The 16,887-nt window shown below is 31.0% G+C and carries 15 protein-coding genes, 1 riboswitch and 1 other annotated feature; of the genes, 11 read left to right on the top strand and 4 right to left on the bottom strand.

Annotated elements, in window-relative coordinates:
• Positions 1-49 precede the first annotated feature (49 nt).
• Together CRN98_RS06650 and CRN98_RS06645 are read left to right on the top strand one after the other, a co-directional pair.
• Positions 50-895, top strand: coding sequence for an Mrp/NBP35 family ATP-binding protein (locus tag CRN98_RS06650; protein ID WP_097026639.1), 846 nt, complete (start codon positions 50-52; stop codon positions 893-895).
• Positions 896-1,009: 114 nt separating this feature from the next.
• Positions 1,010-1,201 (top strand): ferredoxin, encoded by a 192-nt coding sequence (locus CRN98_RS06645; protein ID WP_097026638.1) that lies wholly within the window; start codon positions 1,010-1,012, stop codon positions 1,199-1,201.
• A 47-nt stretch (positions 1,202-1,248) separates the two neighbouring features.
• Here CRN98_RS06645 and thiT read toward each other — a convergent pair whose 3' ends face one another.
• The 3 genes from thiT to CRN98_RS06635 form a co-directional block, all read right to left on the bottom strand.
• Entirely contained in the window at positions 1,249-1,887 is a 639-nt protein-coding gene (gene thiT, locus CRN98_RS06640) for an energy-coupled thiamine transporter ThiT (protein ID WP_097026637.1), read from the bottom strand.
• Positions 1,888-1,952: 65 nt separating this feature from the next.
• Positions 1,953-2,056: riboswitch (TPP riboswitch) on the bottom strand.
• Positions 2,057-2,117: 61 nt separating this feature from the next.
• Positions 2,118-2,294: a hypothetical protein gene (locus CRN98_RS17700; protein ID WP_179631994.1), complete on the bottom strand. Its 177-nt coding sequence runs from the start codon at positions 2,292-2,294 to the stop codon at positions 2,118-2,120.
• A gap of 45 nt (positions 2,295-2,339) precedes the next feature.
• Entirely contained in the window at positions 2,340-3,338 is a 999-nt protein-coding gene (locus CRN98_RS06635) for a DUF3048 domain-containing protein (protein WP_097026636.1), read from the bottom strand.
• A gap of 314 nt (positions 3,339-3,652) precedes the next feature.
• Between CRN98_RS06635 and nrdD the strand changes: the two genes are divergently transcribed.
• Genes nrdD through CRN98_RS06620 form a run of 3 tightly spaced genes read left to right on the top strand, consistent with a single transcriptional unit; the run spans position 3,653 to position 6,708 of the window.
• Positions 3,653-5,773, top strand: coding sequence for an anaerobic ribonucleoside-triphosphate reductase (nrdD, locus tag CRN98_RS06630; RefSeq protein WP_097026635.1), 2,121 nt, complete (start codon positions 3,653-3,655; stop codon positions 5,771-5,773).
• Positions 5,773-6,282, top strand: coding sequence for an anaerobic ribonucleoside-triphosphate reductase activating protein (gene nrdG, locus CRN98_RS06625; RefSeq protein WP_097026634.1), 510 nt, complete (start codon positions 5,773-5,775; stop codon positions 6,280-6,282). Before nrdD ends, nrdG begins: the two co-directional genes overlap by 1 nt.
• A gap of 60 nt (positions 6,283-6,342) precedes the next feature.
• Positions 6,343-6,708: an ArsR/SmtB family transcription factor gene (locus CRN98_RS06620; protein ID WP_097026633.1), complete on the top strand. Its 366-nt coding sequence runs from the start codon at positions 6,343-6,345 to the stop codon at positions 6,706-6,708.
• 28 nt (positions 6,709-6,736) lie between these two features.
• Here the strand turns inward: CRN98_RS06620 and CRN98_RS06615 are convergent, their stop codons facing one another.
• A complete protein-coding gene (locus tag CRN98_RS06615; RefSeq protein WP_097026632.1) occupies positions 6,737-7,378 on the bottom strand; it encodes an MBL fold metallo-hydrolase in 642 nt (213 codons plus the stop codon).
• Between the two features lie 307 nt (positions 7,379-7,685).
• On the opposite strand from CRN98_RS06615, the gene murI reads away from it, so the two are divergent.
• The 6 genes from murI (at position 7,686) to CRN98_RS06585 (ending at position 16,805) form a co-directional block, all read left to right on the top strand.
• Positions 7,686-8,489 (top strand): glutamate racemase, encoded by an 804-nt coding sequence (murI, locus tag CRN98_RS06610; protein WP_097026631.1) that lies wholly within the window; start codon positions 7,686-7,688, stop codon positions 8,487-8,489.
• Positions 8,490-8,626: 137 nt separating this feature from the next.
• Positions 8,627-8,959, top strand: a complete 333-nt coding sequence (locus CRN98_RS06605) for a DUF3870 domain-containing protein (protein ID WP_097026630.1) — start codon at positions 8,627-8,629, stop codon at positions 8,957-8,959.
• A gap of 32 nt (positions 8,960-8,991) precedes the next feature.
• Entirely contained in the window at positions 8,992-10,338 is a 1,347-nt protein-coding gene (locus tag CRN98_RS06600) for a Na+/H+ antiporter NhaC family protein (RefSeq protein ID WP_097026629.1), read from the top strand.
• Positions 10,339-10,471: 133 nt separating this feature from the next.
• Positions 10,472-12,250 (top strand): N-acetylmuramoyl-L-alanine amidase, encoded by a 1,779-nt coding sequence (locus CRN98_RS06595; RefSeq protein ID WP_097026628.1) that lies wholly within the window; start codon positions 10,472-10,474, stop codon positions 12,248-12,250.
• A gap of 71 nt (positions 12,251-12,321) precedes the next feature.
• Positions 12,322-12,538: a binding site (T-box leader), on the top strand.
• Between the two features lie 84 nt (positions 12,539-12,622).
• Positions 12,623-15,733, top strand: a complete 3,111-nt coding sequence (gene ileS / locus CRN98_RS06590) for an isoleucine--tRNA ligase (RefSeq protein ID WP_097026627.1) — start codon at positions 12,623-12,625, stop codon at positions 15,731-15,733.
• Between the two features lie 73 nt (positions 15,734-15,806).
• Positions 15,807-16,805: a LacI family DNA-binding transcriptional regulator gene (locus CRN98_RS06585; RefSeq protein ID WP_097026626.1), complete on the top strand. Its 999-nt coding sequence runs from the start codon at positions 15,807-15,809 to the stop codon at positions 16,803-16,805.
• Positions 16,806-16,887 lie beyond the last annotated feature (82 nt).

Raw genomic sequence — 16,887 nt, 5'->3', positions numbered from 1 at the left:
AGTGCTATAATAAATAAAGTTTTATAATGCATATTAAGGAGGAATAGAAATGAGTGATTGTAATAGTTGCCCTAGCAAAGGAAGCTGTAATAGTAATTCATCTACATGTTCTAAGGATGTACCAAAGCACGGAAATATAAAACATATTATAGGAGTAATAAGTGGTAAAGGTGGAGTAGGTAAGTCAACAGTAACTGGCATCTTAGCGGTACAACTGCAAAAGGCCGGATTTAAAGTTGGGGTACTTGATGGAGATATAACAGGCCCTTCTATGCCAAGATTTTTTGGTATAAATGAAGAACGAGCAGAAATACATCAGGTAGAAAATAGTGAAGAAGTAAAATTTATACCTGTTCAAACATCTTTGGGTATAAAGGTAATATCACTAAATCTTTTAACTGAAGAAGAAGAGCAGCCTGTTATATGGAGAGGACCTGTAATAACTGGCGTATTAAAACAAATGTACTCAGATACAGTTTGGGGAGATTTAGATTATCTTTTAATTGATATGCCTCCAGGAACAGGGGATATAGCATTAACTATAATGCAAAGTATGCCTGTAGAAGGAATGGTGGTTGTATCTACACCTCAAGATATGGTATCCATGATAGTTAAAAAAGTCGTAATAATGGCAGAAAAAATGGATGTAAAGGTATTTGGCGTAGTAGAAAATATGTCTTATGTGCAATGCAATAAATGTAGTGAAAAAATTAGAGTGTTTAGCAAGAAATCTGCTGAAGAACAAGCCAAATACTTAGGAGTACCTTTAATGGCAGAGATGCCTATAAATTTAGACTTAGCTGAGAGCTTAGAGGGCGGTCAAGCAGAAAGATTTGTATTATTAAGTGAAGATTATCAAAATTTATTAGATAATTTTATAAAGTTGAGTAAGTAACTAAATACTAGAATATGAGCTAAAATTTAAATTTTAAAATTTAATAAAATAGTAATAAAGAATGATGAGTGGGGTAAAATATATATAGTTCAAATTAAAAGGAGGAATTGTATTATGCAAGCATATGTTGATAAAGAGCTTTGTATAGCATGTGGACTATGTCCGGCAATAGCTGGGGATGTATTTGAAATGGATGATAGTACTGGAAAAGCAACAGTTGTAGTAGATGAAGTTCCATCAGGTTCAGAGGATGCTGCAAAAGAAGCAGAAGGAAGTTGTCCAACTAACGCAATAAAAGTAGAATAATAAAAATAATAAAAGCATGTAATGGAAAATCATTACATGCTTTTGATTTAATGGCTATGAATTGAGTTTTTATTTAAAATAGAATATATCTGATTAACAGGAATTAGTGCAAGTATTATAATGCAAATTAATCCATCCATTGACAAATAAGAAGCGTTATATATAAGTGAATATAAATAAGGGGACATTCCCTCTGGAGCAGTACTTCCCCAAAATACTACACCTGAAATAAAGTGGAATATGAATCTTCCAAATACAGCTATAATAGTAGCAATTAATTTTTTGTCTCTAAAAAAGCCTGCAAGCCCCAGTGCCATAAATGGTAGAGGATAATCAAATAATACCTGTACAGGATGGAGTATATAAGGGCCTAAAATCAAGCTTAATATACCATACATGAAACCAGTTAGAAATCCTATTTCAGGTCCGTAAAATAATGATAAAAGAATAATAGGAACCATTCCACCTAATGTAATAGCTCCTCCACTAGGCAATTCTACAATTTTAAATAAGTTAAGTATTACAGATAATGCAAGAGCAATACTTACTTGAGAAATTATTTTTACGGTTAAAGTAACCTTTTTAAGCCTTATAAATGCCAGTATTATTAACATTACTCCTGCAAGAGTTAATAAGGTTAAAGGATACTTAGATAATTCTAAGAGTCCATTTTGTAAAGTTTTCATAATAACCTCCTTTGTGCTAAAGGATATAAAAAATAAAGGTATTCCAGTACTGGAATACCTTATAAAGCGAGTCAAGACTGCTTCCCTACGCTGGTATTATCCAGATCAGGTGATAAGAGTTAATGACTAAATCATTTCTCAGCCGAGCTCGGCACCTCTAGCACGATTTATTAATTTTATATAACTTATTATATAGCATTATATATGTACTTTCAATGATATTATACTAACTAAAAGAAATCCACAAGTTTATCATTTCCAGGATGAAGTGGACTAGGATCTACGTTTACCATATCTCCAAGCTTTAAGTGCCCAGATAACGTAAGTCTGTTAATCTCCATAGTAGTACCATCTTCTAAAGCAACTAGAGCATCTGAGCCTATTAAATCTATTATTCTACCTTTCATGGGCAATACCTCCTTTTTAGTTAGTATTGCCCTTAATTAAGTAAATTATTTTATTTCTATGGGTACTTTTTTATCTAATATATGCCACCATGTATTTCCTGTATTTAAAGGTATAGGATTTCCTAAGCTATCTATAAGCTCTATATTTGAATCTAGGCTAGATTGTTTCCACCTTCCTTTAACTACTTTACCATTGCTTATAACTAAACAATCACCTTCACCAAGCAGCCTTATATCTACATGTAAATTATCATTTTGAAGTGTTATATCTGTAAGTTGAATAACGATATTTTTTGCTTGTATGGGTCTATTATCATCTCTATTTATAGAAGCAGACCCGTCCATTTGTTTAACGTACAAGCTATCTTTAAGTGCATAAGAAGTATTGTAATATTTATTTACTTTTATAGTAACTGAATTAGAGCTATTAAGATTAGAATTTTCCCAATAGGATTTATCAAAATTATAAATTGATGCAGGGTTAATTATAAGATTTTTTTCTGAAATTAATTTTCTCATATTTGCTGTAGATGTATATAAGCTATGTTCATACTTTCTAGATTTATCTCGCCAATAATATTTTTCATATATAAATTCATTTAAGCTTGGTAAATTTTCAGTCTCAATTTGATTTTTAGCTTCTTCACTATACCCGCAATGTCCAAAAGGTAATTTATAAAGCTTAGATAAATCTAAAAAATAAGGACGAGCACTTCTAACTGGACCAATTTTTTCAGGACTATTTTTATGAAATAAGGCAATAAATCTTGGGATTCCTCCTTCAGCCATGGTTTCATATACAATATCAGCATCCACAAGACCTGATTGTGGACGAGCATCTTTAGAATTTTCTACTATAACCATAAAGGGAATATTATTTAGGGTATCCTTAGAAATTTGTTCTCCAGTATAAGGCGATATATATTTTTCTTCCTTTTGAATTATGTTATCTTTTGGTTTGTCTTCAACATTTTTAGTGCTTTGGCTGCATCCTGATAATAAAAATATAAGAATTATTGAAATAAAAGATATAAGTTTTTTCATAATATCATCCCCATCATATAATAAATTAGTTTTAGAATAATTTTACATTTAATGGATTTTATAATCAAACTCATAAACTTGATATTTAGGCGTATTTAGTGTAAATTATTTACTTTTAAGTGATTTTACTACAAATAACTCTATTTTAAAAAACAAGAAGCTTATTATTATAATAATAGTAAAAAATATAAGAAGAAGGGGTTAAACATGGAGATAGCCTTTTATAAACTGATTTTATAAATTGGTATAAAAGTACTTTACATAGTATAATAGGTTAGTATTTACGCAATATATAGTAGGGGAGGATTATTTGTATGCTACATGTTGTAAAAAGAGACGGAAGAAAGGTTCCTTTCAATTCAATGAAAGTTACAAATGCCATAAAGAGAGCGGCAGAGGAAACAGGATATAAAATAAGAGAAAGTGAGTTTATAGATTTAACTCAAAAGATAATTTCTAGTTTAGAACAAAAAGAAATTCAAGAAGTTACTGTAGAAGAAATACAAAACATAGTAGAAAAGGTTTTAGTTGAAAGTGAATATAAAGAAATAGGTTTCGTATATTCAAGTTATAGAAGAGAAAGAACAAATATACGCGAAATAAAATCAGATTTAATGAAAGCTATAGAAAAAATAGGAGTGGAAACAGACAGAGATAATGCTAATGTAGGAAATAATTTTTCATCTAAGCTTTTAAGAATAGCTAGTGAATCGAATAAATGGCATAATCTTGCCAGTATGCCTAAACATTTAGCTAAGGCACATGAAAATGGAGATGTGTATTACCATGATCTTGATAGTTACAATTTGACAACAAATTGTTTACATATACCTACTAGAGAAATTTTAGAGAGGGGATTTAACACTGGATATGGAACTATAAGACCTCCTAGAAGAATAGAATCAGCAGCGGAACTTTCATGTATATTATTACAATCAACTCAAAATGATATGTTTGGTGGACAATCCCATCCTAATTTCGATAATGATATGGGAGTATTTGTAGAGTACACTAGACAGGAAATAGTGAAGGAATTAAAAGAATATGATATAGAAGAAGATAAGATTAATTCTATAGTACATAAAAAACTTAAGAAAACCATAGAACAGGCTATGCAGGGCATAGTATATAACTTAAATACTATGCATTCCCGTGCAGGATCTCAGGTGCCATTCAGTTCAATTAATATAGGGATACCAGAAAATGAGGATGCTGCATTAGTATGTGAGATATTCCTTTTAGAATATGAAAAGGGGTTAGGTAATGGTGAGCAACCAGTATTCCCTAATATAATATTTAGAGTAAAGGATGGAGTAAATAAAAAGCAGGAAGATCCATACTATTACTTATTTAAACTTGCATGTAAAGTAGCAAGCAAAAGAATGAATCCAACCTTTATGAATATAGATGCAGACTTTAATCTTGAATACTATAATCAAGGATATATTCCAGCAACTATGGGATGTAGAACTCGAGTTCAATCAAATATAAATGGAGAACCAGAAGTAAAGGGAAGAGGGAATATTGCACCAACAACTATAAATTTACCTAGAGTAGGAATACTTGCAAAGGGAGATTTAGATAAGTTCTTTGAACTTTTACAAGGCAGATTAGAATTAGCTAAAGAATCATTAATCCATAGATATAAAATACTTAAGAGATTAAAGGTTAAGGATCTTCCATTTGTAGCAGGACAAGGACTTATGAAGGGAGCAGAAGGATTACTTCCTGATGATTATATAGAACCAATATTAAAGCAAGGTACTTGGGGAATAGGATTTATAGGACTTGCAGAAACATTAATTGCTTTAACTTCACATCATCATGGTGAAAGTGAATATGCAAGAGAGCTAGGAATAAAAATAGTATCATATATAAGAAACTTTACAGATAAGGCTACAGAAGAAACAAAATTAAATTGGAGTGCCTATGCAACTCCAGCAGAGGGATTAAGTGGAAAGTTTATATTACAAGATAAGAAAATATTTGGAGAAATAAAGGGAGTTACGGATAAAAATTATTATACAAATAGTTATCATATACCAGTTGGATTCCCTATATCTATAAAAAATAAAATAGATATAGAAGCCCCTTATCATGCAATATGCAATGGTGGGCATATAACATATATAGAGTTAGATGACTATCCAACAGAAGATGTAATAATGGACATTTTAAATTATGCTTATAATTATACAAATATAAATTATCTAGGTATAAACTTTCACATTAAGTATTGCAAGGAATGTGGAACTTACTTAAGTAATCAAGAGGATGATTGTCCTAAATGTGGCAGTGAAAATATTCAAGGAATTTCTAGAGTCACAGGATATTTAAGTTTAGATGAAAGATTTGGGGCAGGGAAAGCAGCTGAAAGAAATGATAGGTTATCTCATACTAACCATATGGCATTTTACAACAAAGGTAATTTGTAATGAACTATTTACAAGTAGCTGGTTTTTTAGATAATTCACTTACTAATGGACAAGGTTTAAGATCAGTAGTATTCGTCTCAGGATGTAATCATAGGTGTGATGGATGTCATAATGAAATTATGCAAGATTTTGCCTATGGAGATAAAGTTTTAATTGAAGAAGTTCTCGAAAGAATTAAAAGTAATATTCCAGTTATTAAGGGAGTTACTTTTTCAGGAGGAGAACCCTTTGAGCAAGCACAGGACTTATCCAAATTAGCCAGTGATACAAAAAAATTTAATTTAAATATTTGGTGTTATACTGGATTTACTTTTGAGGAAATTATAAATAATATATCTTATAATAAGCAATGGATGAAATTATTAAATCAAATAGATATCTTGGTAGATGGGAAGTTTGAAGAAAGTAAGAAGGATAGTAAATTAAGATACAAAGGATCTTCAAATCAGCGAATAATAGATGTTAAAAGATCACTTGAAAAAAGTGAAGTTGTATTATTCATTCCTTGAAGTATTAATATAAAACATATATAATACATATGAATGAATTTCATGTGTAGGGGTGAAAAAATGAAAGACACAAGAGATATAGAAGTTTGCGGATGCTGTGAAATACATAATGATTGTGTACAGTGTGTGAAAAGGGATATGCTTGATAATAATACATTCATAGGGCTTGCAGAGTTATTTAAGGTTTTAGGAGATTATACTAGAATAAAGATCATATATGCTCTTTTAAAAAAGGAGTTATGTGTTTGTGATATAGCAGAGCTTTTAGATATGAGTCAGTCCTCTATATCTCATCAACTTAGAACGTTAAAAGCTGCAAGGCTTGTCAAGTTTAGAAAAGAGGGTAAGGTTGTTTATTATTCCCTTGATGATGAACATATAGAGCATATATTAAATGCTTCTTTAGAACATGTAGAACATAATTAAAAAGGAGCCTGTAAGTTTTTACAGGCCCTTATTTGTAATTTAATATAAAGACTTCATTGGTCATATCAGAGATGTCTCCAGTTATATTTATAAAATTGTCATTTGATTTTTTAACATTTTTCATAAATGTTAAAAAGTTTTCCACACCATCTAGTGGAAAAGAGAGTGCAGGGGTTTTATAATGCATAGGTATGATTATATGGCTCTTTAAAATTTTTGTAAGTTCATAAGCTTCCTTAGCATCAATGGTGTAATTCCCGCCCACAGGTATTAGAAGGATATCGATATTTCCTAGGGAACTAACTTCATCCTTGCTTAGAATATGACCTAAATCTCCTAAATGGCATATTGTATAACCATCTACGGTAATTACATATATAGTATTTTCTCCACGCTTAGTACCCCTCACTTCATCATGAAAGGATGGAAAACCCATAATTGGAATATCATATAAATTAAATATTCCAACTTTGTCTAATATATGAGTTTTTGAGGAATTTAGGTTTTTTATATAATCATGATCAAAATGATGATGACTTATTGTTGTAATATCTACATCTCCACTGAAAGTTTTATAACCTAAACTTTCATCAAAGGGATCTGTAAGAATCCTCCTTCCTTTAGAATCTTCAATTAAAAATGAAGAATGACCTAGCCAAGTAATTTTCATGTATAGCACCTCTTTAATATTATAATAGTTATATTATAACTCTATTTATGATTGTTTATTTTATATATTTTAAGAAATTTTAGGGAACCGTGTATATGAGGAGCATTTTCTGAAAATAACAAAAAAACTTTTAATTGACAAACTTGAAATCCATTGTTATAATATTCTCATAAAACGAACTAAATAATTACTGTTCATTATATCGGTATGCAGACCAATATTAAAAATTTGTATACATAAGTATGATGAAGCCGGTTTTCTTAAATATTAAGAGGACCGGCTTATATTTTTTGAGGAGGATGGTTATATGTTAACGAAAAATAACCCTATTGGAGTAATGGATTCAGGAGTAGGTGGACTTACTACAGTAAAGGAACTTCAAAAACTAATATCAACAGAAAACTTAATATACTTTGGAGATAATAAAAATGTACCCTATGGAAATAAAACAGAAGAAGAAATAATACACCTTACAAGAGGAGCTATAGAGTTTTTAATTAGTGAAGGGGCTAAGGTAATAGCCGTAGCATGTAATACAATATCAACTATCATAGATAAGATAGCAGCAGATTATGATGTAAAAATAATAAAAGTCATAGATCCAGTGGTAGATTACATTAAAAACAGTTTAAATGTAGATAAGGTAGGATTAATAGCTACTAACTTCACTGTAAAAAGTGGATATTATGATAAAATGTTAGGAAACATAAAGGTGTATGGAAAAGGGTCACCAGAGCTTGCTGCTATGGTTGATAGTGGGAAGATAGATAGAGAAGAAGCTAAAAGAGTTATAAGAATTCATATGGAAGATGTATTAAGAGCCGGTGGAGACATTAAACATGTAATACTTGGATGTACTCATTATCCTATAATAAAGGATATATTTCAAGAATGTTATCCAGAAATAAATTTTATAAATCCTGCATATGAACAAGCTGTAGCTGTTATAAATTATTTAAATGAAAAATCTATTTTAAAAGATGAAGGTACAGGAAGCTTTAATGTATATACTACAGGAGCATCAGATCCATATAATGTAATAATGAATATGCTAAATATGAGTATGCCTGAAGAAATAATTAAATATGAAAAAGAATTAGCTTTACTTTAATTTTAGAATTCAGACTGTTATTGAAATAACAGTCTGAATTTTTGTGTAAAATACTTAATTTTTTAACAATTCCATAATAGTTTATTGTATAATTTTAATATAAGACTTGTGCATAATATTTAAGAGGGGGAAGCATCATGACATATGAAAAAAACACAATATACATTACAGGAATTGCCCATTCTAATAGTAGTGATCCAATTACAGTAAAATACAATATTTTTTTCTTAGGGGTGGTAATAAATAGAGATACTTCAGAGATAGTAGATATTGCATGTAATGCCATAAGTCAAACAACTGTAGAATTCATTAAATGCATAATAGCTGGTCACAACATAGTAAATGATATTCAAGAAATTATTAAGGAAATACAAGAGAGATTTTTTGGAACGTCACAAAAGGCTCTTATTGTGGCTCTTAAGGATGTACATAATAAGTACTTAATAGAATTAAAAAAGAATAAAAGGTAATAGTATAATAGATATAAAAGGGGAGAGCATGGGTGGATGTTATAGTAACTTTTATAATTTGCTTTATATTTCTTATTGGGAGTGTACTTAAAGGAATATATATAGGATATCCTCTTATACTAAGTTTAATGCTATTTATATTTATTTCAGTAAGAAAAGGTTTTCCTTTAGGGGAAGTGGTAAGGATGGCATACAAAGGTGGCAAGAAGTCCTCGGTAGTGGTAAAAATATTCTTGATTATAGGTGGAATAACAGGAATTTGGATGGCTGCTGGTACTGTACCATCGCTTGTTTACTATGGGATGAAGTTTTTAAAGCCAGAACTTTTTATATTATTTGCATTTTTAATAAGCTCTTTTGTATCCTTTCTTATAGGTACATCTCTTGGAACTGTTAGCACCGCAGGTCTTGCCCTAATTGTAGTTGCAAGAGGCGGAGGCGTAAATGAAGTAATTACAGCAGGTGCAATTATTTCTGGAATATATTTTGGTGATAGATGTTCACCTATGTCCTCTAGTGCTAGTTTGGTTGCTACTTTAACACAAACTGAACTTTATACCAATATAAAAAATATGTTTAAAACATCCATTGTACCATTTGTGTTAGCAGCAGTATTTTACACATTTTATTCTTATAAATACCCTTTAAATACTATGGGATCTACTATAGTAGATGAAATTGTAAAGGTTTTTGATGTTGGAAGTATAGTACTGTTGCCAGCATTTTTTATTTTGGTACTCTCACTTTGCAAGGTTAATGTTAAGATATCTATGTTTATAAGCATAATTGTAGCAATATTTATAAGTGTGTTAGTGCAACATAATAGTATTATTAATTCTCTTAAATATGTATTTTTAGGATATGTTATGGAAAATGATAATCCTCTTAAAGCCATAATGAAAGGCGGAGGGGTAATATCTATGATAAAAGCATCTTTAGCCGTATTTGTGTCTTCATCTTTCACAGGAATCTTTGAGGGAACTGAAATGTTAAAATCTGTAGAGAGCTTAATTAATAAAGCGAAAAATAGGCATCAATTATTTTTAGCAACCATTGCTACAAGCACAATAACTGCAGCTTTTGGATGTAGTCAAACATTAGCGGTTATATTAACTCATATGTTAGTAAAAGATGCTTATGAGAAAAATTTTATAAATAAGTATGATTTAGCTATAGATTTAGAAAATACAGCTATAGTTATTTCAGCTTTTATACCTTGGAATATAGCACTGCTAGTACCGCTTACCACCCTTGATGTAAGTGTGAGTTCTGAACTTTATGCCAGCTATTTGTATTTCATACCATTAGTAAATTATATTTTTTATAAAATCACCAGTTCAAAGTTAAATAAAAGTACAAATATAACTACCAAATTATAGATTTAGATGAATTTTTAATATATTTTAAATTTTATATGGAAAATTGAAGTAATCATAATTATAATATATATTGTAGCTTAAGATAATAAACTTGCTACATATAAATCTTAGTACAAATTTTGGGGGTGGCGAGTTGAGAAAAAACAAAATGATGTTTTTGATAATATCATTTATGTTAAGTTTTTTGTTTTTAAGTAACTCTGTTGTATATGCAGCGGAAGACTATATACAATGGAAAGATACTTACACTATTTCAGATCTAAGTAAAAGTTGGAATGTAAAATTTAACTATCCTATAAAAAGAGATTCAGTAAATACAAGTAATTTTAAATTGGTAGACGATGTAGGACAAAATATTGAGATAAGTCCTGTTTTAAATTCTGATAATAGATCTGTAACAGTAGCTTTAAAATCAGGGGTAAAATATGAAGTTGGAAAAAGCTATACTTTAACAATAAGTAAAAATGTGCAAAAAACTTCAGGAGATACTCTAAAGAAAGATGTAAAAGTGAATTTTAGTGTAAAGTCTTCACCAGTAGATCCACCAGTAAGTAAGGATTTCAAGATAGTGTTAGATGCAGGTCATGGTGGACAAGATGATGGTTTAACAGGACTCAACGGATTAAAAGAAAAGGATTTAGCGTTAAGTGTAGCATTAAAAGCTGGAGAAATTTTAGAGCAAAAGGGCATTGATGTAAGTTATACTAGAATAAATGATGATATAAGTTGGGAAGCTGATGATATGAATTCACGTTTTGCAGAGCTTAGTACATCTGGTGCTAGCTACGTAGTGAGTATACATGCAAATTTAGCAGGAAACATGGATGCTTCTGGACTTGAAACGTTTTATATGTCAGGAAACAGTAAATCTCAGGCATTAGCAAACTTATTACAAAGTAATATAGTCTCGAAGACAGGAGCTGCAGATAGAGGAATTAAAACAGGTTCAATGCCAGAGTTTACCACACTTCCTCATATACCTACTGCTAAGGTATTTTTAGGATTTTTAAGTAATCCAGATGAGGAAGATAGGCTCTCTGATTTAGATACTCAGTATAAATATGCAGAAGGAATAGCAAATGCTATAATCCAAGTTAAAAATTCACAAGCATCTCAAGCATCTATTGTTGATGTTGCAGAAAAGGATGTTATAAAGTCAGTAACTGAAGGAGGAGCAATTGCGCTTCCAACTACCGTTACTGCAACAAGAAATAATGGATCTAAAGAACAAGTTCCTGTAAAATGGGACAAGCCTTCAGTAAATACTAGTACTGCAGGTACATATACTCATATAGGAACTGTAGATGGATATTCAGGAAAAATTGTATGGACTATTTTAGTAACCAAGAGTGGTAAATATACTGTAGTTGTAGACCCAGGACACGGAGGATATGATCCGGGTGCTGTAGGACCTACAGGACTTAAGGAAAAGGATGTAGCCTTATCAGTTGGGTTAAAACTTGGAAAGCTACTTGAAGCTAAGGGAATAAGAGTGGTATATACAAGAAGTAGTGATGTTGTATCCTGGCCATCTAATGTTTCTCAAGATTTACAAAAAAGAGTACTAATATCAAATCAGGCAAATGCAAATTACTATGTATCCATTCATTGTAATTCAGCCGTACCTGACGCTAACGGAACGGAAACCTATTGGTGGAATGGAGGAAGCGCCGCAAGTCAAAGGTTAGCTACTTATGTTCAGCAAGAGCTTATAAGCAAACTTGGAACTACCGATAGAAAGGTTAAAACCGCAGGATTTTATGTTATTAAGTATACAGATGCGCCTGCAATACTTGCAGAACTTGAATTTATAAGTAATCCTACAGGAGAAAAAAATTTAAGAAGTGAAGCATTTCAGGACAAGTCTGCTCAGGCTTTGGCAAATGGAATATTTAAGGCATTAGGAATGTAGTAAAATCAATTGACAATAAAATTTTAATATACTATAATATAATAAAATTTTACTTGAATTGATATCAAGAATTAAAAGCAGTGAAAAGGAAAAGTATTTAAAATCTATAACTTGCAGAGAGTGGAGATTGGTGAAAATCCACAGTTTATAGTTTAAAGAAAATCACCTTGGAGTTGAGTGCTGAAATTATAGTAAGCTTATCCGTAATCTCGCGTTAAGAGATAGGGCATGAGAGTGCTTGAATTTTATATCCATAGGTGGTATAGCGAGTTTAACTTCGCCCTATTTGGGCGAAGTTTTTTATTTTTTTAGTATATAAATTGTTTATTATACAAAATGAAGGTCAACAATAATAACAGGAGGGATTGCTTAATGTATAAGAAAATTGATAACTCTAAGGGCTTTGTACAAGTAGAACGTGATGTATTAAGTTTTTGGGAAAATGAAAAGATAATTAATAAAAACTTTGATCTAAATAAAGAAGGTAAATACTTTACTTTTTATGATGGCCCACCAACTGCTAATGGAAAGCCACATGTAGGTCATGTATTAACAAGAGTAATAAAGGACTTAGTACCAAGATACAAGGTAATGAAGGGATATAGAGTTTTAAGAAAAGCAGGATGGGATACACATGGTCTTCCTGTAGAACTTGAAATAGAAAAGAAGCTTGGTATTTCAGGAAAACAGCAAATAGAAGACTATGGAGTAGAGAAATTCATAGAACAGTGTAAAGAATCTGTATTTACATATTCAACTATGTGGAAGGATATGTCCGAAAAGTTAGCCTTTTGGGTTGACATGGATGATCCTTATGTAACATATCATAATAATTATATAGAATCTGTATGGTGGGCATTAAAACAGATGTGGGAAAAAGATCTTCTTTACAAAGGACATAAGGTTATACCTTATTGCCCAAGATGTGGAACATCTCTTTCATCTCATGAAGTTGCACAAGGATATAAAGATGTAAAAGATGCTACAGCTATAGCAAAATTTAAGGTAAAGGGAGAAGAAAATAAATACATATTAGCTTGGACCACTACTCCGTGGACTTTACCAAGTAATGTAGCATTAGCTATAAACAAAGCTTATGATTATGTGGAAGTCTTAAATAATGATGAACATCTAATACTTGCTAAGGAACTGGTTTCTAAAGTTATAGAAGGAGAATACGAAATAGTACGAGAATTTAAGGGCGAAGAACTACTTGGAACAGAATACGAGCAGCTCTTTAAGTTTGTAACTCCAAAAGAAAAGGCATTTTATGTAGTGCATGCAGATTACGTAACATTATCAGATGGTACAGGAGTTGTACATACTGCACCAGCATATGGTGAAGATGATAATCAAACAGGAAAGAAATATAACTTACCTCTTATAAATCTTGTTGACGGAGAAGGTAAATTTGTAGAAGCTGTAGAACCATGGAAAGGTATATTTGTAAAAAAGGCTGATCCTAAAATTCTTGAAGAATTAGAAGCAAGAGGACTACTTTATAAATCAGAAAAGTTTACTCACTCATATCCACATTGCTGGAGATGTGACACAACTCTTTTATACTATCCAAAGGATAGCTGGTTTGTAAGAATGACATCCTTAAGAGATAAGCTTTTGGAAAATAATAACAAGGTGAACTGGTATCCTGATAACGTAAGAACAGGAAGATTTGGAAAGTTCTTAGAAAATGTAATAGATTGGGGTATTTCAAGAGATAGATACTGGGGAACTCCACTACCTATTTGGGAATGTGAATGTGGACATAGAGAATGTATAGGAAGTGTAGCAGAACTTAAAGAAAAGGGAATAAATGTACCAGAAAACATAGAGCTTCATAAACCATACATAGATGAAGTTAAATTAAGATGTCCTCATTGTGAAAAGGAAATGAAGAGAACAGGAGAAGTTATAGATTGCTGGTTTGACTCAGGTTCTATGCCTTTTGCACAACATCACTATCCTTTTGAGAATAAGGAAATATTTGAAAGTAATTTTCCAGCACAGTTTATTTCAGAAGCTGTAGACCAGACAAGAGGATGGTTCTATACTTTAATGGCTATATCTACATCCTTATTTGATACAAATCCATTTGAAAATTGTATAGTACTTGGACACGTACTTGATAAACATGGACTTAAAATGTCAAAGCATAAGGGAAATGTAGTGGATCCATTTGAGATATTAGATAATGTTGGAGCAGATGCTTGTAGATGGCATTTCTATACTGCAAGTGCACCATGGCTTCCAACTAGATTTTCTGTAGAAGATGTAGAAGAAACTCAGAGAAAGTTTATAAGTACTTTATGGAATGTGTATTCATTTTATGTATTGTACGCAGAGATAGATCAATTTAATCCATTACAGTACAAGGATTTTGTAAGTGAAAATGTAATGGATAAGTGGATAATTTCTAAGTTAAACACATTAATAAAAACCGTAGAAAATAACATGGATGGTTATGGAATAACTCAAGCAGCTCTTGCTATTGAAGAGTTTGTAGATGAATTATCCAATTGGTATGTAAGAAGAAATAGGTCAAGATTCTGGAGTGAAACTTTAACAGATGATAAGATAGGAGCTTATGTAACATTATATAAAGTTCTTACTACATTAACACTAGTGGCAGCTCCATTTGTACCATTTATAACCGAGGAAATATATCAAAATTTAGTATTAGAATTAGACAAGACAGCTAAAGAAAGTGTACATTTATGTCCATGGCCAAAGTATGCTGAAGAACTAATAGATAGCGAGCTTGAAGGAGAAATGGAAGAGGCTTATAAAATGGTTAAGCTTGGCAGAAGTGCTAGAAACGGAGCTAATATAAAGAATAGACAGCCACTTTCAAAGATGCTTGTAAGTTCTAAATCACTTCAAGAATATTATGGAGATATTATAAGGGATGAACTTAATATAAAAGAAGTAATATTTGGAGCGGATCTTTCAAGTTATGTTAATTTTGATATTAAACCAAACTTACCTGTACTAGGTAAAGCCTATGGTAGATATATACCTGTAATAAGAAAAGAGCTAGCAGCTATGAATCAAATGGAATTAGCTCAAAAGATTCAAGCTGGAGAAAGTATAGTAATAAAAGCTAATGATGCAGAAATAGAGTTAAACCAAGATAGCTTACTTATTACAATGCAGGGATTAGAAGGTTTTGCATTTGCAGGAGAAGGAACTATGGGCGTTGTACTTGATACTACTTTAACAGAAGAATTAAGAGAAGAAGGCCACTTAAGAGAAGTATTAAGTAAAGTTCAAAATATGAGAAAAGAAAAGAATTTTGAAGTATCTGATAAGATAGTACTCTATGTAGATGGTAATGAAAAACTTGAGGCTGTAGTTAAAAAGTTTGAAGATACCATAAAGAAAGAAACTTTATCAGTGGAAATAAAGTATAATAAAGAAGTAGAATATGCAGACACTAAGATAAATGGAGAAGACTTTAAACTACAAGTAGAAGTAGTAAAGTAATTTAAATATAGCATGTGGATAAATTATCTTATCTACATGCTATTTATATAAAAAAATTTTTAGGGGTGATATTATGGCAGCATCTATAAAGGACGTTGCAAAAGAAGCAGGAGTTTCCATTGCAACAGTTTCAAGAGTTTTAAATGACGTGGACGTTGTAAACGATGATACAAAGAAAAAGGTAGTAGATGCAATAAAAAAATTAGGGTATAGACCTAATATAGTGGCGAGAAGTTTAAAGACACAGAAAACTAGCACTATTGGCATAATAATTCCAGATATATCAAATCAGTTTTATCCTGAGATAGTAAGAGGAGCAGAAGATGTAGCGAACATATATGACTATAACATAATTCTGTGCAATACAGATATGGATGTAGAAAAGGAAATGGAGTATTTAAAGGTATTAAGGGAAAAGATGGTGGACGGAGTTCTTTATATGAGTAATTCCCTTGGAAAAAATACAATTGAGCTTATAAATAAATTAGAAATTCCTACAGTACTGGTAGAAACTATAGATAAAGATAATAGTTTTCCAAGTGTGGTAATAGATAATGAGCAGGCAGCTTATGATGCAGTTAAATATTTAATAGATAAAGGAAATAATAAGATTGCCTATATTGGTTCAGATGAAGAAAATTTTAACGCAGCAGCACTTAGATATGTTGGTTATAAAAGAGCACTAAGAGAAAAAGATATAAATTTAAATCCTCATCTTGTACATTTTGGTGGAATGAAACCTAATGATGGATATGAAGGCATATTAAGTATATTAAATGAGGCAGAAGTAGATGCAGTATTTTGTGCTGGAGATGAAATTGCCATGGGCGTTATAAATGCACTAAGGGAAAAGGGAATAGATGTGCCAAATGATATAGAGGTAGTAGGTTTTGATAATATATATGCATCAGAAATATTTTATCCTAAACTTACAACTGTAGCTCAGCCAATGTATGATATGGGATCCGTAGGCATGAGAATGCTTATAAAAATAATAAATAAACAATCAATAGAAGAAAAACATTATGTGCTACCATATAAGATGATTGAAAGAAACTCTACTAAAAAATAAAATTAAAAATAAAACCATGTAGAAAAATCTACATGGTTTTATTTTTTATGTATTATTTTATGGCTAATAATTAAGATAAGTG

It is taken from the genome of Clostridium peptidivorans (assembly GCF_900205925.1).
Lineage (GTDB): Bacteria > Bacillota > Clostridia > Clostridiales > Clostridiaceae > Clostridium_AK > Clostridium_AK peptidivorans.
This window is presented reverse-complemented; position numbering and strand designations above follow the sequence as displayed.

Bases quoted from the DNA above. Each gene is read 5' to 3' on its own strand.
- murI (WP_097026631.1), top strand. From the start codon at position 7,686: ATGTTAACGAAAAATAACCCTATTGGAGTAATGGATTCAGGAGTAGGT.
- thiT (WP_097026637.1), bottom strand. From the start codon at position 1,887: ATGAAAACTTTACAAAATGGACTCTTAGAATTATCTAAGTATCCTTTA.
- nrdG (WP_097026634.1), top strand. From the start codon at position 5,773: ATGAACTATTTACAAGTAGCTGGTTTTTTAGATAATTCACTTACTAAT.
- nrdD (WP_097026635.1), top strand. From the start codon at position 3,653: ATGCTACATGTTGTAAAAAGAGACGGAAGAAAGGTTCCTTTCAATTCA.
- ileS (WP_097026627.1), top strand. From the start codon at position 12,623: ATGTATAAGAAAATTGATAACTCTAAGGGCTTTGTACAAGTAGAACGT.
- CRN98_RS06605 (WP_097026630.1), top strand. From the start codon at position 8,627: ATGACATATGAAAAAAACACAATATACATTACAGGAATTGCCCATTCT.
- CRN98_RS17700 (WP_179631994.1), bottom strand. From the start codon at position 2,294: ATGAAAGGTAGAATAATAGATTTAATAGGCTCAGATGCTCTAGTTGCT.
- CRN98_RS06650 (WP_097026639.1), top strand. From the start codon at position 50: ATGAGTGATTGTAATAGTTGCCCTAGCAAAGGAAGCTGTAATAGTAAT.
- CRN98_RS06635 (WP_097026636.1), bottom strand. From the start codon at position 3,338: ATGAAAAAACTTATATCTTTTATTTCAATAATTCTTATATTTTTATTA.
- CRN98_RS06585 (WP_097026626.1), top strand. From the start codon at position 15,807: ATGGCAGCATCTATAAAGGACGTTGCAAAAGAAGCAGGAGTTTCCATT.
- CRN98_RS06645 (WP_097026638.1), top strand. From the start codon at position 1,010: ATGCAAGCATATGTTGATAAAGAGCTTTGTATAGCATGTGGACTATGT.
- CRN98_RS06615 (WP_097026632.1), bottom strand. From the start codon at position 7,378: ATGAAAATTACTTGGCTAGGTCATTCTTCATTTTTAATTGAAGATTCT.
- CRN98_RS06620 (WP_097026633.1), top strand. From the start codon at position 6,343: ATGAAAGACACAAGAGATATAGAAGTTTGCGGATGCTGTGAAATACAT.